The sequence below is a fragment of the Kitasatospora sp. NPDC127060 genome, from assembly GCF_042724935.1.
Taxonomy (GTDB): domain Bacteria; phylum Actinomycetota; class Actinomycetes; order Streptomycetales; family Streptomycetaceae; genus Kitasatospora.
In genome coordinates this window covers 1-11,385 of sequence record NZ_JBHXEG010000009.1, presented here as the reverse complement: position 1 = coordinate 11,385, position 11,385 = coordinate 1, and the positions used below count along the sequence as shown (strand labels likewise).

General features: G+C 72.2%; 13 protein-coding genes. All 13 read right to left on the bottom strand.

The window, feature by feature from the left end; translation table 11 throughout:
* Window positions 1–9: 9 nt before the first annotated feature.
* The 13 genes from ACFWIS_RS07705 to ACFWIS_RS07645 all read right to left on the bottom strand — a co-directional run bounded on the left by ACFWIS_RS07705 (window position 10) and on the right by ACFWIS_RS07645 (window position 9,612).
* A complete protein-coding gene (locus ACFWIS_RS07705; RefSeq protein WP_380523528.1) occupies window positions 10–411 on the bottom strand; it encodes a hypothetical protein in 402 nt (133 codons plus the stop codon).
* 258 nt (window positions 412–669) lie between these two features.
* Complete coding sequence (locus ACFWIS_RS07700) at window positions 670–1,149, bottom strand: hypothetical protein (RefSeq protein ID WP_380523526.1); 480 nt, start codon at window positions 1,147–1,149, stop codon at window positions 670–672.
* Window positions 1,150–1,269: 120 nt separating this feature from the next.
* A complete protein-coding gene (locus tag ACFWIS_RS07695; RefSeq protein WP_380523524.1) occupies window positions 1,270–1,686 on the bottom strand; it encodes a DUF6573 family protein in 417 nt (138 codons plus the stop codon).
* 147 nt (window positions 1,687–1,833) lie between these two features.
* Window positions 1,834–2,355: a hypothetical protein gene (locus ACFWIS_RS07690; RefSeq protein ID WP_380523523.1), complete on the bottom strand. Its 522-nt coding sequence runs from the start codon at window positions 2,353–2,355 to the stop codon at window positions 1,834–1,836.
* A 235-nt stretch (window positions 2,356–2,590) separates the two neighbouring features.
* A complete protein-coding gene (locus ACFWIS_RS07685) occupies window positions 2,591–3,067 on the bottom strand; it encodes a hypothetical protein (protein ID WP_380523521.1) in 477 nt (158 codons plus the stop codon).
* A gap of 74 nt (window positions 3,068–3,141) precedes the next feature.
* Window positions 3,142–3,828, bottom strand: coding sequence for a hypothetical protein (locus ACFWIS_RS07680; protein ID WP_380523519.1), 687 nt, complete (start codon window positions 3,826–3,828; stop codon window positions 3,142–3,144).
* Between the two features lie 87 nt (window positions 3,829–3,915).
* Window positions 3,916–4,830: a PP2C family protein-serine/threonine phosphatase gene (locus ACFWIS_RS07675; RefSeq protein WP_380523517.1), complete on the bottom strand. Its 915-nt coding sequence runs from the start codon at window positions 4,828–4,830 to the stop codon at window positions 3,916–3,918.
* Between the two features lie 147 nt (window positions 4,831–4,977).
* Window positions 4,978–6,045, bottom strand: coding sequence for an ArdC-like ssDNA-binding domain-containing protein (locus ACFWIS_RS07670; protein ID WP_380523516.1), 1,068 nt, complete (start codon window positions 6,043–6,045; stop codon window positions 4,978–4,980).
* A gap of 236 nt (window positions 6,046–6,281) precedes the next feature.
* Window positions 6,282–7,154, bottom strand: coding sequence for a hypothetical protein (locus ACFWIS_RS07665; RefSeq protein ID WP_380523514.1), 873 nt, complete (start codon window positions 7,152–7,154; stop codon window positions 6,282–6,284).
* Window positions 7,155–7,815: 661 nt separating this feature from the next.
* A complete protein-coding gene (locus ACFWIS_RS07660) occupies window positions 7,816–7,965 on the bottom strand; it encodes a hypothetical protein (protein WP_380523512.1) in 150 nt (49 codons plus the stop codon).
* Between the two features lie 138 nt (window positions 7,966–8,103).
* Window positions 8,104–8,553, bottom strand: a complete 450-nt coding sequence (locus ACFWIS_RS07655) for a hypothetical protein (RefSeq protein ID WP_380523510.1) — start codon at window positions 8,551–8,553, stop codon at window positions 8,104–8,106.
* Window positions 8,554–8,796: 243 nt separating this feature from the next.
* A complete protein-coding gene (locus ACFWIS_RS07650) occupies window positions 8,797–9,159 on the bottom strand; it encodes a hypothetical protein (RefSeq protein WP_380523508.1) in 363 nt (120 codons plus the stop codon).
* Window positions 9,160–9,252: 93 nt separating this feature from the next.
* Window positions 9,253–9,612, bottom strand: a complete 360-nt coding sequence (locus ACFWIS_RS07645) for a hypothetical protein (RefSeq protein WP_380523506.1) — start codon at window positions 9,610–9,612, stop codon at window positions 9,253–9,255.
* Between the last annotated feature and the right edge of the window lie 1,773 nt (window positions 9,613–11,385).

Genomic DNA, 11,385 nt, shown 5'->3' with positions numbered 1-11,385 from the left:
GGGGCTTCGTCAGCCCTCGCGGGAGAAGGCGACGACGACCACCGGCCTGCCGTCGTCGTGGCCGAACGAGACGGTCAGCTGCTCCTCGGTCTCGAACACCGGAAACCCGACAGGGCGGAAGGTGAAGTCGAAGGCCGCCGGGGCGCCGTTGCTGGAGCGCGTGGCGGCGAGGTAGGACGCACGCAGCAGGGCGGCCAGTCGACCCGCCTCCGCGTTCTCGTCGGGCCATTCCACACACTGCTCGTACACGTCCGCCGTCAGCGCCACCGGCCACTGGAAACGGGCCTTGTGCTGCGCCTCTGCGGGCACCCGGATCACGTTGCCGCCGGTGATGGCGTCGGCCACGGCAGTGGTGTCGATCGGGTCACCGAAGGCCGCGATCAGGTGCGCGTAGGTGATCTTGTCGGTCATGAGTTGCCTCTCGATACGGTTCGATTGCCTTCCGGGTGCCACCCGGCCTGACATAGAAAAGGATACCATGAAATGGCCACCAAAGTGGTCTGCGTCGCCTCTCCTTCCCTGGGGCGCCCGTCCGGGGCGCTGGGGTGTTGCGGGCCTCCGGCCGAGTCGGCGCCGCCCGTCCGCGCCCGGCGGCGATGCCTCGCCGGTGCTCTCCGCGTCGCCCCGGGCCGGACGCGACCCGGGGCGGGGCCGAAGGCTGAACGCTCGTCAGCCCAGCGAATCGGGACCGTAGAGGGAGCGGTGCACCCTTGCGGCAGCCTCGCTGAACCCGTGTTCGCCCAATCGGTGCCCGCAGTCGCAGGCGTCGTCGGCCCCGTAGCGGCAGCGGCACGGGTTGATGTCCGCGACGGGAAACATCTGGGTGCGAAGGTCGAATCCGAACGGGTCGTCGTAGGCCTGGTCGGCGATGACCTCGACGGCACAGTTGCGCCACGCCCGGCCGGCGAAGTACTGGCGTGGGTCCTCCCCGAACGAGACGTACAGGTCGTGCCACCATCCCTGGTCGATGCCGTCCCACTCGGCGGCGTCCGCGCGCCACCGGGCGCCGATGGCCGCCATGCGCCCGTCGGGCGCCAGCGTCACCAGGGCTTCGCCGGTCACGGTGGGGCGGATCTCGAATCCGCCGCCGGACTTCGCCATGGCGTAGTTGGTGTGGGGCTCGGCGGTCCGGGGCTGCATGTACGGCATGGTCGTCCTCCTGCTGGTGTGGGCGGTGGGGCCGGTTCGTGTGGGTGGCCGGGCGGTTGCCGGGCGGGGCCTGCCGGCGTCAGGGCGGGGCGGCCCTATCCGGGCCGCCCCGAGGGTTCGTCAGTCCTCGTGCGGGAACATGACGGTCAGCACCGGCTCGCCGTCATCGCCCGGACCTGCCGCCACGGTCAGCCGCACTTCCCGGTCGATGTCGGGGCTGTCGACCTCCGCGAAGGCGAAGACGAAGGGCACCGAGGTAAGGTCCTTCCCGCTCTTGGACGACCGGATGGCGAAGTTCGCCCTCCATAGCAGTGCGCGCAGGCGCGACGCCTCCATCGCCTCGTCACCGCCCCAGGTAACGCACCGGGCGTGAACCGCCGCCGTCAGTGCCATCGGCCACCCGAACCCGGCCTGGCGCTGCGCCGCCTCGGGTACCTCGACCAGGACGCCGTCCGCCATGGCCTGCGCGCGGGTGTAGATGTGGATCGGCTCGCCGAACAGCTCGACCATCGGGTCGCTGGCGGTCTTGTCGGTCATGGGTCTGCCTCTCTCGATGCGGTTCGATTGCCTTCCGGGAGCCACCCGGCCTGACAAGAAAAAGACTACCATGAATAGTGCATCAAAGGTAGGTCCGGCTCCGACGAATGGTGTGCTGCCCCGGGTGGTGGCTGGGGCGGTTCGGCTTCAGCTGGGTGTGCGCCAGTGCCGGGTGAGCCTGGCCTGGAGCTGTCGGGCGTGCGCGTCGGCCTCGCCGGCGAAAAGCCGCTCGTAGCCCTCGACGTCCAGGACCTCGGCCGCAATGGGCAGCGTCTCCCCGCTCGGCAGCCGCGCCAGCAGCCGGGCCACTAGGCACGCCGCGGACGGTGACAACGGGACCTGCACGCTCGATGCCGAGAGTGCTGCCAGCAGCTCGGCGTCGGTGGCCGGCCTGGTGTCCTGGCCGGTGGCCACGCGGTCCAGCACCTCCCGAACGTGGGCGCGGTACAGCCGCGGCACCTTCTCCAATGGCGGGGTGTGCTGCAACAGCAGGAAGGCACCCCAGATCGGCCCCCGCTCCGTCTCGCCGTGACGCTTGCGCGCCGCCGCGATCTCCGCCTCCACCAGCTCCCATGCGTCGGCGGTGTCGTCGACCGTGCGGGCCTTCGGATCCGCCATGGCTCCCAGGGTCCGGGTGAGCCAGACGGTGTCGACCAGATGGTCAGTCAAGGTTGCCCCCAAGGGTGATTGGACCTCCGGCCGGCGCGGTGCCGGCCGGAGGGGATACGGCCCCGGCCCGACGGCCGGGGCGGAGCCAGCTAGCGGCCGTCGGGACGACGCCACAGGCGCTCGTCAAGGCGCTTGGCGCTGCGGCGGCGCTGGCGCCGGATTCGGGCCCGCTTCTGGCCCCGCTGGCGCGGCCCGGGGCGGTCCTCGTCGGGCCCCCCTGGGCCAAGGCGGTAGTTCAGGACGGCCAAGGTTCCTCCTTGGTGTTCGAGTGGGTCCGGGGCGTACAGCCGCCCGCGTCTGCGGCGTCGGTCAGCGACGGCTGGTAGTAGCCCGTGCCGGTGTCCGTGATCCGTTGGTAGAAGTGGCCCGCCGGACCGTAGTAGCCGTGCCGGGCCCGGAAACCGCGGACGGCTGCGGCGGCCCGCTCGCTGACCGTGGTCAGGCAGTCAGCTGGGAGCACGTGCACCGCCGCGGACTCGTACTCGTCGCCGTCGTCCAGGTGCAGCAGGAACAGGGCGGTGTCGGGAAAGCCGCTGAGCGCGGGTTCGAAACCGACGACCATGCCGTCGGGGTGCCAGATCGCGGGCCTGCCGTCCTCGGTGCCGCGCCACCACTTCGGGCCCAGATGCTGCGCGACGTCGGCGGCCAGGCGGGCGAGCTCGAAGCGAGTGGTTGCGGGGTCGGGTGCGGGGTGCGGCTGGGCGACGATCACAGTTCCTCCTGGTCAACGCGGTCCGCTTGGCAGTGGGCCCGGGGCGCGGCCGCAGCTGCGCCCCGGATGACTCGTCAGTCCTGCCTGCCGCAGGCCTGTGACCGCACCCGCACGGCCGCCCTCTCCAGGATCCGCCACACGGCCAAGGGATCGCCGGCCTCGTCGAAGGGCAGGACTGCGGCCTTGCCACCGAACTCCCGGACCACCAGCGCTGCGGCGTCGACCAATTCGCGCTCGTTCGGCCCATCCGGGCGTGCGGGCAGGCAGGGCAGCAGCAGCGACCACCGGCCGTCGGGCTTACGCTCGGGCCGGAACCCCCACTGCTGGGCGAACGCCTCCCAGAAAGCCGCGGCCGCGGCCGCAGGGTGGCCGGCCAGCGGCTCCCGGTCGACGCGGGTTCCCGGATCCCGGCGCAGCTCGGTGACCCGGGCCGGCTGCTCCCACAGGAACGCGGGCTGCTCCGCGTCCGGCGGGCCGTTGACGGTCCACACCTCCGGACCGCCCGGCACTCCCGCCACGCGCAGCGGCAACTGCGCACCGGCCACGACCACGGTGGTGGCCTCGGGGGTACGGCGTATCCAGGCCTGACCGGCCCGGCAGACCTCGAAGCGATCGCCCGGGCTCCACGCCGGCGCCTGCGGGAAGGCGCCCGCGGGGAAGGTGATGCGGACCGCGACGGCGCCGGCGTTCTCGCCGCGGCGGGCGGGGTCCCAGGTGGCCAGGACGGTGGACATGACGGACTTCTCAAGGGTGCGCTTCACGGCGGGTTCTCCTTGGGGGCTGATCGGTGGTCGGTGGTGCCGAGCGCCGCCCGGGTGCCCGTGCGTGACGGGCACCCGGGCGGACACTCAGGCGCTCCTGTGGATGCGGCGGTTGGGCGGCTGGGCGCAGGTCCGGCAGCGCTTCACCATGCGGGACGTCCAGGGCGACCGCACGGTGACGGGGTCGGCGGGGTGCGGGAGCTCCTCGGCGGCGTCGCAGCCGGAGCAGCCGTCCTGCATGAGAACGCAGTCGTGGGCGCACAGCACACGTCCAGTGCTGGTCCCTGCCTCCGGCGGGGCGTCCGGGAAGTCGACGACCATGCACGTGGCGTTGTCCGTTCCGCCGAGACTGAGCGCCAGGCGCACCAGGTGCTCAGCGCACCCGGCCGGGTCCAGGCCGGCCAGCTCCGCGCCCAGGTCGCGCGCGGCATCCTCGATCGGCTCGTAGCAGCCATCGGAAGCGAGCAGCAGCCGCGTACCGGAGCGGTCGTGCACCGCCGTCCACTCCGGCTCCAACGCGGTCCCGGCGTCGCCGTGTCCGACACAGCGGGTGACAATGTTTCGGGCCCACGGCCACACCGTCTTGCCTCCGGCAGCCTCAATCTCACCCCGCACGTTGTGATCGGTGGTCAGCCGCTGAAGGTGGCCGTCCGGGGACAGGAGGTAGGCGCGGCAGTCACCGATCCAAGCGACACGGAGCAGCTGGTCGGGTCCCGTGACGGCGACGACGGCGCACGCTCCGGGCGCCTCGTCCTGCCATCCGGCCTGCGCCGTGATCTCGTCCTGTACCTGGGTGATGGCCTCATGCGGTTGCAGGGAGCGGGCGGTCAGGTCGGCCAGCCGCCGGGCCTGGGCGCGGGTCCAGGCCCGGACGGCGTCACTGGATCCGATGCCGTCCAGCAGGACGAACGCGCGGCCGCCGTCGCCGGTGGATCGGGTGGCGGTGGCGTCGCACTGGTGCGAACGGCTGCCGATGTGCTGAGCGGTGGCGTAGGTGGGCACGGGGGCTCTCCAAAGTGGGAGTGTTCGGATGGGTGGTGTCGGGCCTGCGGCGGGGCACCGGGCTGCCCGGTGCCTGGCAGTGCGCGGGGCCGCTGACGAGGCCGGAAGTGCGGGGGGTGGGGCCGCTCGGCCCCACCCCCCGGGCCGCTAGAGGGCGGCCAGCGCGGCCAGATCGGCCAAGGCGGTCTCAGAGGCGCCCAGAGCGGGCGTCTGGGCGGGCCTCATGGCGGCGGCGGCCTCGGGGCTCTCCCGGAACTCCAGGAAGGCGCGGAAGGCCTTGCGGACGTTCTCGGCGGTCGCGATCAACAGCCGCTCGACATCCTTCGACTCACCGCCCGCCCACTCGCCGATGTACGGGGCCACCTTCACCGTGGCGTCCACGCCGTAGAACGCGGCGACCATGTGGGCCACGGAGTCGGCCTCGGTCTCCATCTGCCCCCGGTGGCGGAAGTGCCCGCCCATGTCCTCGGTGTGCCCGCACGCCACGTGCCCGGCCACCTCGTGCGCCAGCGTCACGGCCGCCTGAGCGGGCGTCACCTTCTCGCTGATCATCACCGTCTTCGTGGACGGTCGCGCGTAGCCGCGCGCGAGTCCGGTGTCGCCGGTCTCCACGGTGTATCCGTGGTGGACGGCGTAGGCCTCAAGGGACCGCCACATCTCGGCAGGGGCCTCGCCCGGGGTGTCCGCTCCGAAGCGCTTCACCGGGGCGGGAAGGGCCGGGGTGATGAAGTACAGGCCGTCCTTGGGCTGCTGCCACACAGGCTCGGTCTGGCTGACGTCGAACACCGGAACCAGCTTGAACAGCGTGCGCTTCTTCTCGTTCCCGTCCTTGTCGGTGGCGACCTCGCCCGTCTCCTCGTCCTTCTTCTTGACGGTCATCGGGGCCCAGATCCGGATGGACTTCTCACCCTTGACGACCTGGCGGCCACGCTCCTGCCACTGCTTGTAGCTGCACACGGCCGAGGCCTGCGGGCACTGCATGAGGATCATGAACATGTTGTTCGCTGAGTAACGGCCGATCTCGGTCCCGGCGGCCTTGGCCACCTGCGCCAGCATGGCCGTCCAGCCCTCGGAGGTGACCAGGCTCATCACGGCGGCGGTCAGCTGCTGGTGCAGCTCTTCCGCCAGCTGCTCACGCTCGGCGGCTTTCGCGGCCTTCTCGGCGACGGTGAGGGAGGAACGGCGGGCGGTGCGCTTGCTGGCGGTGCGGGCCATGATCGGTCTCCTTACGACGTGACAGCGGTTCGATTGCCTTCCGGGAGCCACCCGGCCTGACAAGAGAAAGGCTACCATGAATAATGCATTCAAAGAAGGGGGTGCGTCCCGCCACCGTCAGCCACCGGCCGGCCGCCCTCACCGATAGGGCGCCGGCGGTCCCGGCGGCGCGCCCCTCCTCCACGCCGCGCCGGGCTGCTGCCGGGGGGCGCCGACCGGCGCGCCCCCGGCGGGACTCAGGCCAGCGTGACGGCCTTGCGGGGCCGCTTGGCGAACCCGTACGAAGCGTCCTTCGGGGACGGCTCCACGTCGGCGGTGAACTGCACCCGCTTGCCCTGGAGATCGCGGGCCGTCCCGGATCCGATCTCCCGCGTGAGGGCGCTCGGCACGGTGCTCCACACCCGCCACCCGTCGTCGTTGCGCACGAGCATCTTGTACCGGCCGCCGGACCCGAAATCCGCGTCTTCGTAGCGGGCGTGAACGATCTCCCCCGTGATCACCAGGGCCTTGCCGGTGGGCACCGGGGCGGCCGTGGCGGCCTCCTGGGCGCGCCGCTGCACGGCTTCGGCCCGGCGGCGGGCAAACTCCATGCACCGCCCAACCGCCGCCTCCTGGCGCTCGGTCAGGGGCCGCAGCTGTGCCACATGGCGCGCCATGTCGGCCACGAACTCATTGTCGTGCGGCCCCTCGGAGAGATAGGCCAGCAACTCCGCGCGACCCGGTGCGGCGGTGCTCCACGCCGCGAACTCCCTTTCGGCGCGCGACCGCGCGGCGGCCGCCTTCTTCGCCCGCTTCTCCTCCTCCTTGGCGATGCGGGCGCGGTAGGCGGCAACCGCCCGCTCCGTCTCCTCCCGGGTGGACTGCGCCCCGTACGACCTGCCGTGGTTCGCCCCGCCGCACGAGCACGAGCACGACGGCCCGACGGCGTTCATGCAACTGCCGTCGCAGGACTCGTCCCGGGTCACGGCGAACAGCCGCTCACCGCGCAGCGTGCGGCCGCACTCCGGGCACGGCGGGTTGGGCATCTCGGCCCGGACCGGGCGGGCGCACGGGGCGCAGCGCGCCAGGAAGTAGGAGGTGGGGCGGGCGTCGATGATCATGCCGGTCACGTGCGGATTCCTTCCGTGAGAGGGGTTCGATTGCCTTCCGGGAGCCACCCGGCCTGACAAGAGAAAGACTACCATGGAAAGTTCATTGAAGGTGTGAATCCACGTCTCAACTCGCCGGATTCGCCGCGATCACTTCCCGGATCCGCCGCACCGACGGCGCGTCATGAGCCCTCGGGACCTCGGGCGTCTGCGCCGTCCCCGACCCGAACAACCGCACCCGGCCGGGCGCAGCACCCCACGAACGCCACGTCCGCCGGTACTCCCACCGCAGTCGGCCCGCCGCCCCTCCTCGTCCCCGGCCCACCGCCCGACCTGGACCGTGTAGAACGGCGCCCCGTCGCTCGCCTGCCCCCACTGCTCCAACGCCAGCCACCCATGGGCCCGGGCGTGCTCCACCAGCCTCCGGCCGGCCTCGGGGGCCTCGTACCCGACGGGCGGTACGGCCAACAACTCCACCAACCGCGCCCGCGCCGTCTCCAACCGCTCCGCCTCCTCCGCGCTCCGCTCCCTGCGCCGCTGCAGCCGCCAGAACTCCGCGCGCACCGCCTCAAGCTCGTTGCCCATGCTGCGGCTCTCCGCTCTGCTGAGCGGCAGGGCGCAGCACGCCCCGCCGCTACTGGTGGTTGTCCGGGCCGGACTGGTTCCGGCCCCGGTCTGGCTCTCAGTCGTGCGAAGGCGGCGTCTGGCTCTGCTCGATGCTGTAGCTGCCCCCGAGAGGGATCACGACCTCCCGGATGAAGGCGCTGGCGGCCTCCTCGCCCTCGACGGCTTCGACGGTCCGGCCCTGGTCGGACGTGATGGTGTAGAACACGGCGGCTCCTTCTGATGAGCGGCGGGGCGCAGCACGCACCCCACCCCTACTCGCTGCTCACCGGGGGACTCCCCTGGCGTGGCACACCTGCTCCCGGTGTCCGCGCCCCGACTTCCCGCCCGGGGCGCGGCACGCCTGCTATCCGACCGGGTACGCCTCGATGACCGCCATGACCTGCGCCAAGTCCGGCGCCTGGTGAACCTCCGGCTCCTCCGGCGTCCACGCCGCGCCCGACCCGCACAACACCAGTTCCTGCCCGCGCGGCACGAACAGCGAAGACCACATCCGCCGGTACTCCCACCGCAGTCCGGCCCGCCGCCCCTCATCGTCCACGGCGGGCCGACCGACCGTCACCACGTAGTGCGGCCAACCATCCTCAACGGTCCACATCTCCAGCGCGAACCACCCGTGCGCGCGGGCGTGCTCCACCAGCCTCCGGCCGACCGTGGGCACCTCGTACCCGGCCGGGGCCTCCGGGATCATCCCCAGGTACTGGACCCGCTGCGCCTCGACCCGCGCCACCTGGGCGGCGCGCTGCGCCCGTGTGCTCAGCCACGTCCGCGCCCACGCCTTGACGGCCTTCATCATCGAACCCAACTTCCTTGCCTCTCTCGATCGGTGGGGCGCAGCGCTGCTGCGCCCGTTGTTTTGGGGCGGGGGCTACGCCCTCGCGCTCGGCCTGACGGCCGAGGGCGGCCCCCGGGCGGGGCTGGGGCAGGCGGCCGGGCGGGGCGGCTGGCGCCGCCACCATGGCCCGGCGCTGCGCGCCTCCTTGGCCCCCTGGAGGGCCCGGGGGCGGGGGCGAAGGTGTCCCCGCCCCCGGGCGCTCGGTCAGCCGCTGAAAGCCAGAACGGGGGTCTCCTGGACCGGGAACAGCGCGGGGGCGTTGGCCTCGACCTGGGCCACCTCGGCCACGGGTGCGGGGGCGGCCTTCTTCTTCCGGGCGAACACCGCGTCGGGGGCGGTGAGCATGACCGCCCGGCCCGGGACGAACGTCCACCCGGCGGCCCGGAAGGCGTTCATCACGTGGGCGAGAGCCTGGGTCCGGCGCTTGGTGGTGAGGTTGTCGCGGGTGACGACCATGACCCCGTCGATGGTGTAAGAGAACTCGACGGCGGCCACGTGGGTCTCCGGGATGTCGTTCTCGATGATAGCGGCGGCGGCAGCGACAACGGCGGTGATGTTCTTCTTCATGGGAATTTCTCCGATTCTCGGATCTAGATTTCAGGGGTTTTTGAGAATGCCGGGGGGGGGGGGCGGTTTCGCCCGCCCCCCGGCGGGGGCCTGTCAGGCGGCGGTCAGAGCCAGAAGCGAGGCGCGGACGGCGCGGTACGCGGGCTTGCGCGGCGCGTACGCCTCGGCGATCTCGCGGACCTCGGCCTTGGTGAACCGGGTGGTGGGCCGCTCGCCCTCGGCCGGGCCCTCGATGGTCCGGGTGGTAGTGCCCGGGGTCCCCGTGATCTTGAGGTTCTTCGCCACGGTGCGCATGCTGTTCGCGCACCCCTCGGCGGTCCGGCGGTCCATACCGCACGCGGCCAGCGTGTAGGTGGCGAGGGAGCGGGGGCGGTGGCCGAAGGTCTTGGCCAGCTGACCGGCGCGGCGGCGGTTGCGCTTGATCCCTGCGGCCTTGCGGGCACTGCGGTTCATGCTGTCCTCCATGCTCATAGGGGGTTCGATTGCCTTCCGGGAGCCACCCGGCCTGGCAAGAGAAAGACTACCATGAAGAGTGCATCGATGTGAAGCGGGGTCCGCTCGGAGTGTCGGCGGCGGCTCGGCCCCGGGACTCCTGATGTGACTCCCGCTGTAGCTCCTCCTGTGACTCCTGCTGTAGCTCCTGATGCCAGCACCCCGGCTCGGGAGGGGAGGGGGTATCTGTGCAGTTCAGGGGGCCAACCAAGGTTCCTGGTAAGTCTGACAACCCTCTCTGTGCGCCCCTCTCTCTTCCCTGTTGGTGTGGTGGGTGGGTGTGGGTGGGTGGCGGTTGGTGGCGTCGTGCGGGTTGTGGTGGTGCTGCGCTGGCTGTTGGTGGGCCTTCGGCCGGGGCGTGCGGCGGGTGGGGCTGGTGGTGGGCGGCGGCGGTCGGGCGGGGGCCTGCCGGGCCGGGGTGTGGTGGTGCTGGCGGGGTGGTTGGTGGGTCCGGCGATCGGCCTCCGGCCGGGGTGTTCGGCGGGGTGGTCCCGGCTTGCGGTCGGGCCGGTGGCCCGGTGCTGGTGGTGGGTCCGGCCATCGGCCGGGGCTGCCGGTGGGGTGGTGGTGGGTCCGGCCACCGGTCGGGCCCGCCGGGGTGGCGGGGTGGTGGGTGTCCCGGTCCGGGCTGGGCTCGGGTGTGCGGCCCGTGCTGCGCCTGGTGTCGTAGGTGCTGTGTGCGGGTGTGTGGGGGTGGTTGGGCTGTGCCTTGTGGTGGTGGTTGTGGGGGGTTGGGCGGGGTTGTGGGCGTGGTTGGTGGTGTGGGGGTGTTGTGGGGTGGCTGGTGGGGGTGTGTGGGGCTGTGGTGGGGGTGGACGCCGGCTTGGGGGTGGTGGGTGGTTGGGGTGGTGGTGGGGGAGGGGTTCCGGGCCACCGGCCCGGGGTGCTGTGCGGCTGTCTCGCCGGTGGTGTTTCCGGGGTGTTCGGGAGGGGTTTTCCGGTGGTGTCCGCTGCTCTTTTCTCCGGATTTTCCGGGCCGGTGGGAGCGGCCTTTTCCTGGAATTCCGGCCCGTGTATTCACTGATAAGTGGTCTAGTCCGGCATTTTTGGAATGTGTTCCGCTGTTCCCGGGGAATGCACCCCTTTTCCGTGTGGGGTGGGGCCGGTGCTGCCCGCCCCACCGGGGCAGCCCCCGGGGATGAGTGTCCGTCGGTGTCAGCGGTGGCCGAGGGAGGGTTTCCCCCGGGGCCCGCGTACCGCTGGTGCTGCGCCCCGGGAGGGGGCTCACGGGCCATCAGCTGGTCCGGTACGGGCCTGCGGCCTTACCGGGGTGGCCCGGGGCCTGTACGCCGCCCCCGGCGGCGTTCCTGACGGACCGCCCGGCAACCCGGTCCGGGAGCCTCCGGCCCTTGTCCCTTCTAGCGAGGAAACACGTCAAAACGGGTACGGGCGACCGGCCCCGCCACCGGCGGGCCGCCCCCGCCCGCCACCCCGGCACCCGGGCCCCGGCCACCCCCCGGCCACCGGCCGGGGAAGCCCGCCACCCGTCAGGGCCAACGGCCCTGACACTGCCCCAGGCACCCACGAAACCGAGGCCCCGTCAGGGGCCGCCACATTCCCGCGAATTGGCCACCGGCCAATTCTGCCAGCCATTCACCCACCCATTCCCCGCCACAAACTGAGGCGCCGCCAGGCGCCGGAGGGGGCGTGCCTGACGGCCCGCCAGGGCCGCCCGGGCCGCCAGGCCCGGGGCGAGGCCGCCACGCCCTGTATCTTATAAACAACAACCAGCCC